Origin of the sequence: Streptomyces sp. NPDC085524, assembly GCF_044541755.1 — a bacterium.
In the GTDB taxonomy this organism is placed as follows: Bacteria; Actinomycetota; Actinomycetes; order Streptomycetales; family Streptomycetaceae; genus Streptomyces.
Genome location: NZ_JBITTH010000018.1, coordinates 21881 through 37347 on the forward strand (window position 1 = coordinate 21881; position 15467 = coordinate 37347).

The 15467-nt window shown below is 72.8% G+C and carries 13 protein-coding genes and 1 pseudogene; 7 read left to right on the plus strand and 7 right to left on the minus strand.

Annotated features, from left to right (window positions below):
• The first annotated feature begins 94 nt into the window (after positions 1 to 94).
• From ACIGFK_RS26075 to argF, 3 genes are all read left to right on the plus strand, one after another.
• Positions 95 to 601 (plus strand): hypothetical protein, encoded by a 507-nt coding sequence (locus ACIGFK_RS26075; protein ID WP_376658002.1) that lies wholly within the window; start codon positions 95 to 97, stop codon positions 599 to 601.
• Between the two features lie 44 nt (positions 602 to 645).
• Positions 646 to 1875 carry an arginine deiminase gene (locus ACIGFK_RS26080; protein ID WP_376658003.1) on the plus strand — a complete coding sequence of 410 codons (1230 nt, stop codon included), beginning with the start codon at positions 646 to 648 and terminating at the stop codon, positions 1873 to 1875.
• Positions 1876 to 1994: 119 nt separating this feature from the next.
• Positions 1995 to 3011 carry an ornithine carbamoyltransferase gene (argF, locus tag ACIGFK_RS26085; protein ID WP_376658004.1) on the plus strand — a complete coding sequence of 339 codons (1017 nt, stop codon included), beginning with the start codon at positions 1995 to 1997 and terminating at the stop codon, positions 3009 to 3011.
• A 37-nt stretch (positions 3012 to 3048) separates the two neighbouring features.
• On the opposite strand, the pseudogene ACIGFK_RS26090 reads toward argF, so the two are convergent.
• Positions 3049 to 3222: pseudogene (locus tag ACIGFK_RS26090) on the minus strand (ATP-binding protein); the annotation flags it as partial.
• Positions 3223 to 3269: 47 nt separating this feature from the next.
• Between ACIGFK_RS26090 and ACIGFK_RS26095 the strand changes: the two are divergent.
• Entirely contained in the window at positions 3270 to 4097 is an 828-nt protein-coding gene (locus ACIGFK_RS26095; protein ID WP_400053770.1) for an enoyl-CoA hydratase family protein, read from the plus strand.
• A 5-nt stretch (positions 4098 to 4102) separates the two neighbouring features.
• Positions 4103 to 6337 carry a bifunctional salicylyl-CoA 5-hydroxylase/oxidoreductase gene (locus tag ACIGFK_RS26100; RefSeq protein ID WP_376658015.1) on the plus strand — a complete coding sequence of 745 codons (2235 nt, stop codon included), beginning with the start codon at positions 4103 to 4105 and terminating at the stop codon, positions 6335 to 6337.
• On the opposite strand, the gene ACIGFK_RS26105 is transcribed toward ACIGFK_RS26100, so the two are convergent.
• From ACIGFK_RS26105 to ACIGFK_RS26125, 5 genes are all read right to left on the minus strand, one after another.
• Complete coding sequence (locus tag ACIGFK_RS26105; protein ID WP_376658006.1) at positions 6321 to 6791, minus strand: hypothetical protein; 471 nt, start codon at positions 6789 to 6791, stop codon at positions 6321 to 6323. The genes ACIGFK_RS26100 and ACIGFK_RS26105 overlap by 17 nt on opposite strands.
• Positions 6788 to 7627, minus strand: coding sequence for a GNAT family N-acetyltransferase (locus ACIGFK_RS26110; RefSeq protein ID WP_376658007.1), 840 nt, complete (start codon positions 7625 to 7627; stop codon positions 6788 to 6790). The genes ACIGFK_RS26105 and ACIGFK_RS26110 overlap by 4 nt, the downstream gene beginning before the upstream one ends.
• Positions 7628 to 7744: 117 nt before the next feature.
• Entirely contained in the window at positions 7745 to 8155 is a 411-nt protein-coding gene (locus tag ACIGFK_RS26115; protein WP_376658008.1) for a hypothetical protein, read from the minus strand.
• Between the two features lie 24 nt (positions 8156 to 8179).
• Complete coding sequence (locus ACIGFK_RS26120; RefSeq protein ID WP_376658009.1) at positions 8180 to 8980, minus strand: PaaX family transcriptional regulator C-terminal domain-containing protein; 801 nt, start codon at positions 8978 to 8980, stop codon at positions 8180 to 8182.
• A 4-nt stretch (positions 8981 to 8984) separates the two neighbouring features.
• Positions 8985 to 10613: an AMP-binding protein gene (locus ACIGFK_RS26125; protein ID WP_400053774.1), complete on the minus strand. Its 1629-nt coding sequence runs from the start codon at positions 10611 to 10613 to the stop codon at positions 8985 to 8987.
• 121 nt (positions 10614 to 10734) lie between these two features.
• Between ACIGFK_RS26125 and ACIGFK_RS26130 the strand changes: the two genes are divergently transcribed.
• Positions 10735 to 11862 (plus strand): acyl-CoA dehydrogenase family protein, encoded by a 1128-nt coding sequence (locus ACIGFK_RS26130; protein WP_400053776.1) that lies wholly within the window; start codon positions 10735 to 10737, stop codon positions 11860 to 11862.
• Complete coding sequence (locus tag ACIGFK_RS26135) at positions 11859 to 12257, plus strand: RidA family protein (protein ID WP_376658012.1); 399 nt, start codon at positions 11859 to 11861, stop codon at positions 12255 to 12257. Before ACIGFK_RS26130 ends, ACIGFK_RS26135 begins: the two co-directional genes overlap by 4 nt.
• 86 nt (positions 12258 to 12343) lie before the next feature.
• Here ACIGFK_RS26135 and ACIGFK_RS26140 read toward each other — a convergent pair whose 3' ends face one another.
• Complete coding sequence (locus tag ACIGFK_RS26140; protein ID WP_376658013.1) at positions 12344 to 15349, minus strand: hypothetical protein; 3006 nt, start codon at positions 15347 to 15349, stop codon at positions 12344 to 12346.
• Positions 15350 to 15467: the final 118 nt, after the last annotated feature.

Here is a 15467-nt window from a genome sequence, read left to right on the forward strand (position 1 = left end):
TCGTCGAGAACGCCGGGAAACCACCCGGCGGGATCGTTCATCCAGGGCAGCGGAATGTCCGCGACCTTGGAAGGACGGAACGTCACCTATGAAGATGACCGCGCGCGGAAGCATTGCGGCGCTCATGACCTGTATGGCCGCGGCCGGCGCTGCCACCCCGGCCGTCGCCGACTCGGTGCCGGTCGGCGTCCCCCTGGACGCCGTCAGGACCACGCTGGGCGTGGACACCCCGCGCGTGGCCACCGGGATCCCGGTGCCGGTCGTCGGAGCGCCCGAGACGCCGGTCCAGCACGTGGGGGACATGCTTCCGACCCCGCTGCTCCCGACGGTCCCGCTCAGCACCGAGCTCGGCCGGACCCTCGTCTCCACGCCGGTTCCGAACGTGCTGGGCGACCCGGCGACGGACGGCGAGGGGTCCCTGACGGCCCCCGACACGGACATGCGCGCCCACACCCCCGGTGCGGTCGTCGGCTCCCCGCTGACCATGCCGAACGCCGCGAACTACGGTCTGCCGGACGTCACGCTGCCCAAGTTGGGCGTGGTCGCCCCGGAGCTCGTGGGCGCGCCGACGGCGCTGCTCGGTCTCACCCCGGTCCGCTGAGCCGACGCCGGGTCAAAGCCGCCCCGTCTGGGAACGTGTACGGCATGGGATTCCATGTCGACTCCGAGACCGGGCGGCTTCGCCGCGTCATCCTCCACCGGCCCGACCTGGAGCTGAAGCGGCTCACACCGAGCAACAAGGACGCGCTCCTCTTCGACGACGTGCTGTGGGTGCGCCGGGCCCGGCAGGAGCACGACGGCTTCGCGGACGTGCTGCGCGACCGGGGTGTGGCCGTCCACCTCTTCGAGGACCTGCTGGTCGAAGCGCTGGACATCCCGGAGGCGAGGCATCTCGTACTGGACCGGGTCTTCGACGAGAAGGAGTACGGGCCGCTCGCCACCGACCACCTGCGGGCGGACTTCGACGGGCTGTCCTCGGCCGAGCTGGCGGAGGCGCTGGTCGGCGGGATGACCAAGCGCGAGTACCTGGAACGGCACGCGGAGCCGCTGTCGGTGCGCTTCCACGCGCTGGACCTGGACGGCTTCCTGCTGGGGCCGCTGCCCAACCACCTCTTCACCCGGGACACCTCGGCCTGGATCTACGACGGGGTGTCCATCAACGCGATGCGCTGGCCGGCCCGGCAGCGCGAGACCGTGCACTTCGAGGCGATCTACCGCCACCACCCGCTGTTCACCTCCTCCGGGGCCTTCCACTACTGGTCGCAGGGGCAGGCGGACTACCCCTCGACGATCGAGGGCGGCGACGTCCTGGTCATCGGCAACGGCGCGGTGCTGATCGGGATGAGCGAGCGGACCACCCCGCAGGCGGTGGAGATGCTGGCGCGGGGCCTGTTCGCCGCCGGTTCGGCGCGCAGCATCGTGGCCCTCGACATGCCGAAGCGGCGGGCCTTCATGCACCTGGACACCGTGATGACCATGGTCGATGGAGATACGTTCACTCAGTACGCGGGGCTCGGCATGCTCCGCTCGTACACGATCGAGCCGGGCGACGGTCCGGGCGAGCTGAAGGTGACCGACCATCCGGCCGAGCACATGCACCGGGCGATCGCGGCGGCCCTCGGCCTCGATTCCATCCGGGTGCTGACGGCGACCCAGGACGTGCACTCGGCGGAGCGCGAGCAGTGGGACGACGGGTGCAACGTGCTGGCCGTGGAGCCGGGGGTGGTGGTCGCGTACGAGCGGAACGTGACGACCAACACCCACCTGCGCAAGGAGGGCATCGAGGTCATCGAGATCCCGGGCAGCGAGCTGGGCCGCGGCCGAGGGGGGCCGCGCTGCATGAGCTGCCCGGTCGAGCGGGACGCGGTGGCCTGAGCGGGCCCGCCCGGCGGCTGCACGACTCGGTGAGGCGGCGATCACGTTTCTGTATATCAATACAGAGGATCGTATAGACTTCCAACATCCCCTGTCACCGTGACGCTGGAGCGATCCCCATGGCCACCGACCTCACCGGCCGCAGTTTCCTCAAGGAGCTCGACTTCACCGCCGCCGAGTTCCGCGGTCTGGTCGAGCTCGCCGCCGACCTGAAGGCGGCCAAGAAGGCCGGGATCGAGCAGCGCCAGCTCCAGGGCAGGAACATCTGCCTGATCTTCGAGAAGACCTCGACGCGCACCCGCTGCGCCTTCGAGGTCGCCGCCGCCGACCAGGGCGCCCACACCACCTACCTGGACCCCTCGGGTTCCCAGATGGGGCACAAGGAGTCGGTCCGGGACACCGCCCGGGTGCTGGGCCGGATGTTCGACGCGATCGAGTACCGGGGCGACAGTCAGGACACCGTGGAGGAGCTCGCCGCCTTCGCCGGCGTACCCGTCTTCAACGGCCTCACCGACGACTGGCACCCCACCCAGATGCTGGCCGACGTCCTCACCATGACCGAGCACAGCACCAAGCCGCTGGAGCGTATCTCCTTCGCCTACCTCGGCGACGCCCGCTTCAACATGGGCAACTCGTACCTGGTGACGGGTGCACTGCTGGGCATGGACGTGCGGATCGTCGCGCCGAAGGCCTACTGGCCGACCGAGCCGGTGGTGGCCGAGGCGCGCAGGCTGGCCGCGGAGAGCGGTGCGCGGATCACCCTGACCGAGGAGATCGCGGAGGGGGTCGCCCAGGCCGACTTCGTCCTGACGGACATCTGGGTGTCGATGGGCGAGCCCAAGGAGGTCTGGGACGAGCGGATCGCCGCCCTGTCCCCGTACGCCGTCACCACGGACGTGCTGCGGGCCACCGGGAATCCGGACGTGAAGTTCATGCACTGCCTGCCGGCCTTCCACGACCTCGGGACCAAGGTGGCCCGGGAGATCCACGAGAGCCACGGGCTGGAATCGCTCGAGGTGACGGACGAGGTGTTCGAGTCGGAGCACTCCATCGTCTTCGACGAGGCCGAGAACCGGCTGCACACCATCAAGGCCGTACTCGTGGCCACGATGGCCAAGCCGAAGCCTGCCGCCTGACCGGGATGCTGCGCCCGGTCGGAAACCTGGCGCATGGTCATACGCGCGCGGGCGGGGTGAACCACACCGCCTTGCCGCGCGCGGTACGGCGGTGACCGCAGGCGGAGCTGAGGGCGCGGATCAGCAGCAGGCCGCGGCCGTGCTCCTGCCAGGGGTCGGGGTGGTGGTCGTCCCGGCGCGCCGTCAGATCGCCGGGCGGTCGCGTGTCGTGTCGCGTTTCTATGACGGCAGTCAGGATCCGGTGATACCGTCGGGAGGGTGAGCCCCTTCACCGGTTCCACAGCAGCGACCGAACGGTGGCACCACCTCCGGCTGACCCGGCAGGACGGCGTCGCCACCGTCACCTTCGACCGTCCCGAGAAGCTGAACGCGCTCACCTTCGGCGCCTACGCCGACCTGCGCGATCTGCTCGCCGAACTCTCCCGCGACCGTTCCGTGCGCGCCCTCGTGCTCGGCGGAGAGGGACGCGGCTTCTGCTCCGGCGGAGACGTGGACGAGATCATCGGCGCCACCCTCGCCATGGACACCGCCCAGCTCCTCGACTTCAACCGGATGACCGGTCAGGTCGTGCGCGCCATCCGCGAATGCCCCTTCCCGGTGATCGCCGCCGTGCACGGGGTGGCCGCCGGGGCCGGAGCCGTCCTCGCGCTCGCCGCGGACTTCCGCATCGCCGACCCCACCGCCCGCTTCGCCTTCCTCTTCACCCGCGTCGGCCTCTCCGGCGGGGACATGGGCGCCGCCTACCTGCTGCCCCGGGTCGTCGGCCTCGGCCACGCCACCCGGCTGCTGATGCTCGGAGAGCCCGTACGCGCCGCCGAGGCCGAGCGGATCGGCCTGCTCAGCGAGCTCACCGAAGAGGGCAAGTCCCTCGTACGGGCGGGCGAGCTCGCGCTGCACCTGGCCTCGGGCCCCGTACTCGCCTACGCACAGACCAAGGCCCTGCTCACCGCCGAACTCGACATGCCGCTCGCCGCGTCGGTGGAGCTGGACGCCGCCACCCAGGCCCTGCTGATGAACGGCAGGGACTACGCCGAGTTCCACGCCGCCTTCACCGGGAAGCGGCCGCCGCAGTGGCAGGGGAGGTAGCCGCCATGCGGGTGGCCGTCGTCGGCGGGGGCCCCGGCGGCCTCTACGCGGCCGCGCTGCTGGCCCGGCAGGGGCACACCGTCGAGCTCTGGGAGCGGGGCGCCCCCGACGACACCTTCGGCTTCGGCGTGGTGCTCTCCGACGAGACCCTCGGGGGCATCGAGCGGGCGGACACCGTCGTCCACGCCGCCCTCGGCGCGGAGTTCGTGCGCTGGGACGACGTGGACGTCGTGCACCGGGGCCGGCTCCTGACCTCCGGCGGCCACGGCTTCGCCGCCATCGGCCGGCGCCGGCTCCTGGAGATCCTGCACGAACGCTGTGCGGGGCTCGGCGTCCGGCTCCGGTTCCGGACGCAGGCCCCCGACCCCGCCGCGCTCTCCGCCTCGTACGACCTGGTGGTCGCGGCCGACGGGGTGCACAGCGCCGTCCGCGAGGCCGGGGCGGCGCACTACCGGCCGTCCGTGACGCCGGGGCGCTGCCGCTACATCTGGCTCGCCGCCGACTTCGCCTTCGAGGCCTTCCGCTTCGAGATCGCCGAGACCGAGCACGGGGTCGTGCAGCTGCACGCCTACCCCTACTCGGCCGACTCCTCCACGGTCATCGTCGAGATGCGCGAAGAGGTGTGGCGGGCGGCCGGCTTCGACCTGTGCGACGAGACCGAGTCCGCCGCCCGCTGCGCCAAGACCTTCAGCGAGGCCCTGCAGGGGCGGCCGCTGCGCGGGAACCGCTCCGCGTGGACGCAGTTCCGCACCGTCGTCAACGAGCACTGGTCGCACGGCAACGTGGTCCTGCTCGGCGACGCGGCGCACACCGCGCACTTCTCCATCGGCTCCGGCACCAAACTCGCCGTGGAGGACGCCCTCGCCCTCGCCGAAGCGGTGCGCGCCCACCCCGGCGTACCGGACGCCCTCGCCGCCTACGAGGCCGAGCGGCGCCCCGCCGTCGCCAGCACCCAGCGCGCGGCCGCCGCCAGCATGCGCTGGTTCGAGGAGATCGAGGGGTACGTCGGCCAGCCCGCCCGGCAGTTCGCCTTCAACCTCCTCACCCGCAGCCGCCGCGTCACCCACGACAACCTGCGGCTGCGCGACGAGCGGTTCACCCGGGCCGTGGAACGGGACTTCGGCTGCCCGGACGAGGACACCCCGCCGATGTTCACCCCGCTGCGGCTGCGGGGCCTGACCCTGCGCAACCGGGTCGTGGTCTCCCCGATGGACATGTACTCGGCCGACGGGGGCGTGCCGGGGGACTTCCACCTCGTCCACCTCGGCGCCCGCGCCCTCGGCGGCGCGGGGCTGGTGATGACCGAGATGGTCTGCGTCAGCGAGGAGGGCCGCATCACCCCCGGCTGCGCCGGCCTGTGGACCCAGGAGCAGGCCACCGCCTGGAAGCGCATCGCCGACTTCGTCCACACCTCCGCCCCCGGCACCGCCCTCGGCGTCCAGCTCGGGCACGCCGGCCGCAAGGGCTCGACCCGGCTCATGTGGGAGGGCATGGACGACCCCCTCCCCGAGGGCAACTGGCCTCTGGTCGCCGCCTCCGCGCTGCCGTACCGGCCGGGCGTCTCGGCCGTCCCGCGCGCCCTCGCCGAAGCGGACCTGGCGGCGCTGCGCTCGGAGTTCGCGGCCGCCGCGGTCCGCGCCGCCGACAGCGGCTTCGACCTGCTGGAACTGCACTGCGCCCACGGCTACCTGCTCTCCGGGTTCCTCTCGCCCCTCACCAACCGCCGCGACGACGCCTACGGCGGGCCGCTGGAGAACCGGCTGCGCTTCCCGCTCGAGGTCTTCGACGCGGTCCGCGCCGTCTGGCCCGGGGACCGCCCGATGACCGTCCGCCTCTCCGCCACCGACTGGGCGCCCGGCGGCACCACGCCCGAGGAGGCGGTGCGGATCGCGGCCGCCTTCGTGGAGCACGGAGCCGACGCGATCGACGTGTCCACCGGGCAGGTGGTCGCGGACGAGACCCCCGAGTACGGGCGCTCGTACCAGACCCCGTACGCCGACCGGATCCGCAACTCCCTCGGCGTCCCCGTCATCGCCGTCGGCGCCATCTCCTCCTGGGACGACGTCAACTCCCTGCTCCTGGCGGGCCGCGCCGACCTCTGCGCGCTGGGCCGCCCCCACCTCTACGACCCGCACTGGACCCTGCACGCAGCTGCCGACCAGTCCTACGAGGGCCCGGCCGCACCCTGGCCCGCCCCCTACCGGGCGGGCAGCCGCAAACCGCCTACCGGCCGGGGTTGAGGCACTCGTGGCACAGGCACGGCCGGGGGTGGTGCCAGTCGAGCCAGCGCTCGGAGCGCAGCGCCCCGGCGTGGCGCTCCATGTACGGAGCCGCCTGCGCCGCGTCCGCCTCGCCCGTAGCGCCCCAGAAGTGGGACCACTCGGTGGCCCGGAGCACGGCCGGGCTGCGGACGAACTTCGTGCGGAACGTGTGCAGATGGCGGGTGTGGACGTACCCCTCGACGTAACGCGGTGAGTTCCGGGGCCGGCCCACGACCCTGCACACGTCCCGGCCGTCCGCGAAACCGTAGACGTACAGCTTGGCGCCGCCCTTGAAGGTCTTCGTGCCCGGGCGCTGTCCCTGGCCGCCCTCACCGCAGCGGCGCCACTCCACCACGTTCGCCACCAGCATCCAGAGCGGTTCCAGCGGTTCCAGCGGTTCCACCGGTTCGTCCGGCTCGGCGGGCGTGCTCATGCCGCGACCACCTCGGCCCGGTCCTCGACGGGCGTGTAGCCCAGGCGCAGGTAGACGCCGTTGCTCGTCGGGTTGGCCAGGTCCGTGAAGAGCAGCACCTCGGAGGCGCCGGCCGCGTACGCCGCTTCGCTCGCCGCGTGCGTGACCCCGGCGGCGTAGCCGCGGCCACGGACCGCGGGCGGGGTGTAGACCGACCCGATGCGGGCGGCGGAGCCGATCGGGCGGCTGAAGGAAGCGAGTGAGACGGGCACCCCGGCATCCTCCCAGAGCAGGACCCCGCCGTACGAGAGCCGGTCGCGCAGGCCGGCTTCGGAGCCGGTGCCCGGCTGGCCCAGCTCCTCGTCGAAGGCCGCGACCCACTCCAGCAGCAGCGGAAGGTCCTCCTCGGTGGCGGGCCTGGACCGCCCGGCTGGGGCGGGATCCGGGTCGACGAGCCCGGCCAGCCGGTAGAGGCGGTTCTCCTCGGCGAGGCGGGACGGCCGTCCCCACGCCGCCGCCAGCGTGTCCGTGTCACGGCGCCGGGCGCTGATGCCGTCCACCCCGGCGAGCAGCGGCTCGGTCGTCAGGGCGGACCCGAGCGCGAGCACCGCCTCCTCGGGCAGCGCGCCGAGCTGCAGCGGATGGGGCGGCGTGCACAGCAGGGCCCCGGAGACCGCCCCGTCGGCCCCGGTCCACCAGCCGAAGACCGGATCGGCCTCTCCGTAGGCGTGCGGCCCGCGCCGTTCCAGCGCGTCGGCGACGGTGAGCAGGAGGGTGTTGGAGACGGGCTGCGCGGCCACCGCCGGGCCCGCCGCGGCGAGGTAGGCGTCGAGGTCTGGGCTGAAGGTCCAAGTCATGGCACATCCTGGCGGGCCGCGCGGACCGCGTGCACCCGGATTTCCGCGCCCCGCGCGCCGCCGGACCTCCTCACGCGGGCACCCGGAGTCCCCCGGCCCGCGCGCACCCGGTGCTCCTCATGCGGGCAGCCAACCCGGCCACCACGGCGGCACGTTGTCCGGCCCGCACTTCGCCAGGTCCCCGGGGTACCCGGCGAGGGTGCCGCGCACGGCGAAGTACAGCACCGTCAGACCGGCCAGCACGACCAGGACCGTGCCCAGCTGCAGTGCCACGGGCTGCCGGTCCAGGAGGAAGGCCACGAGCAGGGCCACCACGCCGAAGACCACGGCCAGCGGCAGGAGCGTGAGCGACAGCTCCATGCGGCCGCCCGCATCCGCGCCGGCGTGGCAGTACTCGCGGGAGCGGGAGGCCAGGGTGATGGCCGCGAAGCCCGCCGCGGAGCCGACGAGCCCGGCCGGGCCCAGCGTGAGGCAGCGCTTCCTGAAGGAGGGCTTCTTCGGGGCGGGGCGCGCAGCGCGTGGCGTCATACCTGCTCGACGTCTCACGGCCCCTCACGGTTGCGCGAACAGCGCGCTCCGCTCCCACAGGCGTGCGTGCAGTTCGGCGAAGACGGCCGCGGCGCGGTCGCCCGGCCAGTCCGCCGGAAGCAGGTCGCGGGGCAGGCCCGGGTCCGCGTACGGGAGCCGGCGCCAGCTGTCCAGGGCCGGCAGGTAGCCGCGGTAGGCCTCCTCCGGGGTCGGCTCCGGCCCCGACCGGAGGGCGCGCAGGGCGGGTCCGTGCCGGTCGAGGAACTCCTCGTGCTGCTTGGCCAGGGCCGCCAGGTCCCACCAGCGGGCCACTGCCTCCGCCGTCGGGGCGAAACCGAGGTGGGCGCCGCGGAACAGCTCCACGTACGGCGTCAGCCGCAGCCGCTCCAGCGCGTGCGCGGTCTCCTCCGCGAGCCGGGCCGGGGCGATCCACACGCCCGGCGCCACCGAGCCGAAACCGAGCCGGGCCAGCCGCGAGCGCAGCAGGTGCCGCTTGCTCCGCTCCTGCTCAGGGACGGAGAACACCGCCACCAGCCACTCGTCGGAGGTCTCCGGGCTGCCGTAGATGCGCCGGTCCCCGTCGTCCAGCAGCTGCTGCGCCTCCTCGGAGAGCCCGTAAGCGGCCGAGCCGTCCGCGGCGCGCTCGGGCAGCAGGAAGCCGCGCCGCTTCAGCCGGGACACCGACGAGCGGACCGACGGGGCGTCCACGCCGGCCGCGCCCAGCAGGCGGATCAGCGCGGACACCGGGACCGGCCCCTCGAAGGCCCGCCCGTAGGCGCCGTAGAACGTGACGATCAGAGATCGCGGGGTGTGCTGCTCGGCCACGGGTTCATGCTAGATCGCGCAGCCGGAAGCGTTGCAGCTTGCCGGTGCCGGTCCGGGGCAGCTCGGAGAGGAAGACGAAGGCGCGCGGGCACTTGTGCGGGGCCAGCTCGGCCCGCATGAAGGCGCGCAACGCCTCCTCGGTCAGGGTGGCGCCCTGGCGCGGCACGGTGTACGCCACCACGATCTGCCCGCGTCGCTCGTCCGGGCGTCCCACCACGGCGGCCTCGGCCACGTCCGGGTGGCGCAGCAGGGCCTCCTCCACCTCCGGGCCGGCGATGTTGTAGCCCGACGAGATGATCATGTCGTCGGCGCGGGCGACGTAGCGGAAGTAGCCGTCCGGGTCGCGGACGTAGGTGTCCCCGGTCAGGTTCCAGCCGTCCCGTACGTACTCGGCCTGGCGCGGGTCGGCCAGGTAGCGGCAGCCCACCGGGCCGCGCACGGCCAGCAGCCCCGGCTCGTCGTCCGGGACGGGCCGGCCGGACTCGTCCACCACCCGCGCCTGCCAGCCCGGGACCACCCGGCCGGTGGTCCCGGGCCGGACGTCCCCGTCGGCGGCCGAGATGAAGATGTGCAGCAGCTCGGTCGCCCCGATGCCGTTGATGATCCGCAGGCCCGTGCGCTCGTACCAGGCCTGCCAGGTCGCGGCGGGCAGGTTCTCCCCGGCCGAGACGCAGCGTCGCAGCGCCGAGAGGTCGTACATGCCCACGTGGTACGGGCCCAGCGCGTCCAGCATCGCCCGGTAGGCGGTGGGCGCCGTGAACAGCACCGTCACCCGGTGCTCGGCGAGCGCGGGCAGCAGCCGGCGCGGCACCGCGTCCTCCAGCAGCAGCGCGCTGGCGCCGGCCCGCAGCGGGAAGACGACCAGCCCACCGAGGCCGAAGGTGAAGCCGAGCGGCGGGCTGCCCGCGAAGACGTCGTCGGGGTGCGGGCGCAGCACGCTCCGGGAGAAGGTGTCGGCCACGGCGAGCAGGTCCCGGTGGAAGTGCATGCAGCCCTTCGGCCGCCCCGTGGTGCCGGAGGTGAAGGCGATCAGGGCCACGTCGTCGGCGGAGGTCGGGGCGGCCTCGAAGGGTTCCGTGTGTCTCTCGGCCAGCCGGAGCAGGTCGTCCTCGGCCCCGCCCCCGTACGCGGTGATCCGCAGCCCCGGAACCTCCGCCTTGACCAGGTCGTCCAGCACGCCCGCGTGGCACAGCGCGAACTGCACCCGGGCCATCGAGCACACCGTGGCCAGCTCCTGCGCGCGCTGTTGCGGCAGTACGGTCACCGCCACCGCGCCCGCCTTCATCACCGCGAGCCAGCAGGCGGCGAGCCAGGGGCCGGTGGGCCCGCGCAGCAGCACCCGGTTGCCGGGGACGACGCCGAGGTCGGCGGTGAGCACGTGGGCGAGCCGGTCCACGCGCTCGCGCAGGTCCCCGTACGTCCACACCTCGCCCGAACCGCTGCGGAAGGCGGGCCGGCCGGGGGCCTCGGGCCCGAACCGGGCGATGGTGGCGTCGAGCAGTTCGGCCCCGCAGTTGAGGCGGTCGGGGTAGGCCAGTTCGGGCAGCTCGAAGAGGAGTTCCGGCCACGCGTCCGCGGGTGGCAGGTGGTCGCGGGCAAAAGTGTCGGTGTGAGCGGATGGCTTCAGGTCCAAGGCGGGTTCGCCCCCTTGCGACGGTCCCGGGTGGGGTGGAGCGGGCCGTGCGGTCACCGTGACGAGCGTATCGTGATGGTGACGGCAGTCAACAGGACGCGATAGAAGCGGGGATGTTCGGATGAACGGATTCGCGCTCGGGGTGGACCAGGAGGAGTGGTGCGGGCAGTTGCGCGCACTGTCGGCCGAGCGGCTGCGGCCGCTGGCCGAGAAGGGGGAGCCGGGCCGGGTCAACCGGCCGCTGCTGGCCGCCCTGGGGGAGCTGGGCCTCCTGGAACGGGTGTTCACGGCGGGCGCGCTGGAGCTGTGCCTGCTCCGGGAGTCGCTCGCCTACGGTTGCACGGAGGCCGAGACGGCGCTCGCGCTCCAGGGGCTCGGGGCGTATCCCGTACTGCGGGCGGGCAGCGCCGGACAGCGCGAGCGGTGGCTGCCGCAGGTGCGCGCGGGCCGGGCGGTGGCCGCGTTCGCGCTGAGCGAGCCCGGTGCGGGCTCGGACGCGGCGGCGCTGGAGCTGGCGGCGGCCCCGGCCGCCGGGAGCGGCTGGGTGCTGAGCGGCGAGAAGCGCTGGATCTCCAACGCCCCGGAGGCCGATTTCTACACCGTGTTCGCCCGGACGGGTGAGGGGCCGGGGTCGAAGGGGGTCTCCGCCTTCCTGGTCCCCGCCGACCGGCCCGGACTGTCCGGCGAGGCCCTGGAGATGCTCTCCCCGCACCCCATCGGCGCCCTCGCCTTCGACGGGGTCCCGGTCGGCCCGGAGGACCTCCTCGGCGAACCCGGCCGGGGCTTCCGCGTCGCGATGGACACCCTGAACCTCTTCCGGCCCAGCGTCGGCGCCTTCGCGGTGGGCATGGCCCGGGCCGCACTGGACGCCACCCTCGCCCACACGGCGGGCCGCACCGCCTTCGGCGGGACGCTGAGCGACCTCCAGGCGGTCGCGCACCGGGTGGCGGAGATGGCCACCCGCACGGAGGCGGCCCGGCTGCTGGTGTACGCGGCGGCCGGGGCGCACGACGGGGGAGCGGGCGACGTACCGCGCCGGGCGGCGATGGCGAAGCTGCTGGCCACCGAGACGGCCCAGTACGTCGTGGACCACGCGGTCCAACTGCACGGCGCGGTCGCGCTCCAGCGGGGCCACCTGCTGGAACACCTCTACCGGGAGGTGCGGGCGCCGAGGATCTACGAGGGGGCGAGCGAGGTGCAGCGTTCGATCATCGCGAAGGAGCTCTACCGGGCGGTGGCGGCCGGATGACCCCGGAGCGGATCAACCCGGCGGAGCTCTCGCCGGCGACGGGCTTCTCCCACGCCGTGGTGGCGACCGGCTCACGGCTGGTGTTCCTGGCCGGCCAGACCGCGCTGGACGGCGGGGGCAAGGTGGTCGGGGAGGGCCTGGTCGAGCAGTTCGAAGTGGCGCTGGCCAACCTCCTGACGGCCCTGGCCGCGGCGGGCGGCTCCCCGGCGGACCTGGCCAGGGTCACGGTGTACGCGGTGGACGTGGCGGCGTACCGGGTGCACGCAGCCGAACTGGGCCGCATCTGGCGGCGGTTGGCGGGCCGCGACTACCCCGCGATGGCGGTCATCGGCGCGGTCCGCCTCTGGGACGAGCAGGCGCTGGTCGAACTCGACGGCTTCGCGGTCCTCCCGTAGCCCGCCCCGCACGAAGGCCCCGCCGACCGGACCGGCGGGGCCTTGCGTCGAATCACTGCGTCAGATCACTGCGTCGGACCTCTGCGTCAGTTCACGACCCTGACGGAATCGCAGCCCAGGAAGGTGTACACCGGCCCGCCGGGGGCGGCCCGGTACTTGCCCTTCAGACAGGCGCGGGTCGAGCCGAGGGTGAGCCCCGACTCGCTCGGCTTGAAGTGCATCACCAGGTCGGTGTCGCGGTCCCGGGTGCGCTCGTCCAGCTCGTAGGAGTCGGCGGGGTGACCGATGCCGTGCGTCTCCCTGGCTCCGGCGGGGGTGGCGGTGTTGAACAGCCGCTCCCGCAGGCCCCAGTAGGTCTGCGCCACGTCGATGGCCGTCGCGCTGAAGGGCAGCGGCAGGCCGTACTCGCCGGCCCGGGTGGTCAGCGCGGCCAGTGTGGCGTCGGTGTTGAGGTTGATGGAGTTAGGGAAGCCGCCGGGGCGGACGTTGATCGCGATCGGCACCACGCAGTCGATCTGGAACGAGGTGGAAGCGGTGTTGTTCGCCGGGTTCGGATCGACGTCCTCGGCGTTCTTCAACGCCAGCGTGGAGTCGAGCCGTACCCGCTTGAGACCGGGCGACGTGCACGCCAGCTGCGCGGTGTAGGCGGCCTTCTGCGGCGTGCCCACGCTCAGGGCCGTCTGCTGGACGGTCGCGGTCGCCGGGGTGACGGTCACGCCTGCGTCCGCGGTGGCCGTGGTGGTCAGCCGGGTGTCGATCGGGGTGGACGGCCCGGCATTGGCGACGGTCACCTCCAGCGAGGCCGAGCCGGGCTCGCCGATGAGCACCTCCAGCGGGCTGGTGGCACGGGTCCCGGTGATGCTCACGTCGGCCTTGGCGATGACCCTCGTGTCCGCGGAGGCGGTGTTGTCGGCCGGCTGCGCGTCCGGGCCGACGCGGTTGACCACGGTCGAGGTGGCGCTGATCGTCTTGGGTCCGCCGTTGCGGTAGACCAGGTCCGCGGGGACCCGGGCGCTGATCGTGTACTGCCTGCTCGCCCCTTGCGGCACCTCGCTCAGGTTGCAGGTGACGGTGCGGCCGGAGACCAGGCAGGGGCCGGTGGCGGACGCGTCGGTGACGTCGGCGGGCAGCTCGGTGGTGACCTGGGTGGAGGTGGAGGAGTTGGGGCCGTTGTTGGCCACGCCGACCGTCCAGGTCAGGCGCTCGCCCGCGGCGACCGGATCCGGCGCGTCGGCCATGGTCAGGGCGAGGTCGGTGGTGTTGTTCAGGGCCTGGATCTGCGCGGCCTCCTCGCTGCTCGGGAGGGGCGGGCCCTCGCTCACGGGCGGCGCGCTGCCGGGCCTCGGGAAGCGGTTCGGCATGTAGGCCTTGACCAGGCTCCAGTCGTCGTGGCCGGTGAGCTCGGGTCCGCTTGTCGTGGTGTTCTCGCAGTCGGGGACACCGATGTTCGTGCCGTCGTCGATGTTGACGATCTGGCGGGCGTCACCGTCGTCGCCGAAGCCCTTCGGGTTGTCGCCGTTCCAGTCGGGGTTCTCGTTCAGTGGGGTGGTGCGCCTCTTTCCCGCGCCGTCGGCGAAGACGAATTGGTTGGCGGTGTCGCGCGGGTCGAGCACCCGGCTCTCGTGGAGGTCGTCCTCCTTGAGCGGGTCCAGTGGGGCCTTGGAACGGCCCGGCAGGTCTGGGGCGGGCGGCCTGCCGTCCGTCGTGATGCGGGCCGGCGAGAAGTCGACGATCACCCCGCCACCCCGGCGTGGGATGCCGTTGGTGAGGTTGTAGTTCATGACGCTCACGTAGTTGGGTTTGCAGTTGTGCTTCTCGTTGCCGCCGTGGTCGAGCCCGAGGTTGTGGCCCAGCTCGTGCATGAGCCCCGCGGCCCTCGTGTCGTAGAGGACGATGTTGATTCCGCCGCCCCAGCCGCCGCCGTCGCAGCCGGTGTCGGGACCGGTGCCGTCCGTGTCGAGATCCTTGGTCGTGTAGAGGACGTAGTTGAACACCTTCGTGCGCAGGAGCTGATGATTGCGGGCCTTCGAGTCCGCGTACGCCTGGTCGAGGTTGCAGTTGCCCAGCGGGAACGCGATCTGATTGCCGCCGCCCAGGTTCTCGCCCACGATGCAGTCCGGGTCCTCGAAGTCCTTCTTGCCGTCCCCGTCGTCGTCGGTGCCGTTGTCGCAATTGGCCTTGAAGGCCTCGACGCCGATGTCGCGGAAGTAGCAGTCGTACTCCTCGGCGCCGTCCGTACCCTTCTCCCCGTCGTTGTCCACTCCGTCGGTGCAGGTGCCCTTGGGCGGCCCCTCCATGGCCTTCTTGTCCCACAGACCGCCCGAGTCGACGTGCAGGTTGATGCCGTCCCCGCCCTCGGGATTGGGCAGGGGGGCGAGCTCGAAGGCGTGCCGGACGGCCTCGACCTGCTCGTGCGTCGGTGCCTTGCCCTCCGAGTAGTCCATTTCCAGGAACACGTCCTTGTGCAACGGGTTGGCCCCGAAGGCCGGCAGGTCGACGGCCATCGAGTTGTCCGGGTTGCGCACGCCGAAGCGCTCGTACCGGTCGGCGATCCCGTCCCCGTCGGCGTCACTGTGACGGCTGGTGGTGATGGTCACGCCCACCTCGGCCCGCTTGCCGTCGCCGGCGTTGGGGAAGTTGGGGTCGCCGTCCCCGACGAAGCAGACCTGGCCCTGCGGGTTCCCCTGGCGGTCGTAGCACGGCGGGTCCGGAGGGATGAACCCGTACGCGAGCGAGTCGCCGGTCCAGGTGTCGTTGAGCGCGTTGTAGGTGAGGTTGAGGTCGATGTCCTGGTTCTGCGGGCTGATGTCCATCCGGTCACCCGCGAAGTTGGTGCCTCCGTCGTCGTCCTTGATCTGGATCCCGACCGGGAACGTGGTCTGGCCCTCGGCCAGGGTGACCCGCTCGGTGAAGACCCACGGATTCGGAATGGTGCTGGCGTGGAAGGCGTCGTCGGAGACGATCCGGCCGTGCAGCAGCCCGTGGTCCGCGATCCGCACCTCCGGAAAGAACTCGCCCTCCTCGTCGAGGCCGAAGTCCGGCACCTCGAACCGTTCGAACCAGTCCAGGCTGACCGTGACGTCGAAGGACACCGGCGGAGGATCGGCGGCATGCGCGGGCCCCGGCAGCCCGGGTGCCAGCCACAGGCCGGGTAGCAGCAGGCCGAGCGTTGCGGCGACCGCGGCCAGGCGTTGTCGGACGGGCGATCGG

Coding starts and splice junctions, on each gene's coding strand:
- ACIGFK_RS26115 (WP_376658008.1), bottom strand. CDS start 8,155: ATGACGCCACGCGCTGCGCGCCCCGCCCCGAAGAAGCCCTCCTTCAGG.
- ACIGFK_RS26105 (WP_376658006.1), bottom strand. CDS start 6,791: ATGAGCACGCCCGCCGAGCCGGACGAACCGGTGGAACCGCTGGAACCG.
- ACIGFK_RS26080 (WP_376658003.1), top strand. CDS start 646: ATGGGATTCCATGTCGACTCCGAGACCGGGCGGCTTCGCCGCGTCATC.
- ACIGFK_RS26130 (WP_400053776.1), top strand. CDS start 10,735: ATGAACGGATTCGCGCTCGGGGTGGACCAGGAGGAGTGGTGCGGGCAG.
- argF (WP_376658004.1), top strand. CDS start 1,995: ATGGCCACCGACCTCACCGGCCGCAGTTTCCTCAAGGAGCTCGACTTC.
- ACIGFK_RS26100 (WP_376658015.1), top strand. CDS start 4,103: ATGCGGGTGGCCGTCGTCGGCGGGGGCCCCGGCGGCCTCTACGCGGCC.
- ACIGFK_RS26135 (WP_376658012.1), top strand. CDS start 11,859: ATGACCCCGGAGCGGATCAACCCGGCGGAGCTCTCGCCGGCGACGGGC.
- ACIGFK_RS26075 (WP_376658002.1), top strand. CDS start 95: ATGACCGCGCGCGGAAGCATTGCGGCGCTCATGACCTGTATGGCCGCG.
- ACIGFK_RS26110 (WP_376658007.1), bottom strand. CDS start 7,627: ATGACTTGGACCTTCAGCCCAGACCTCGACGCCTACCTCGCCGCGGCG.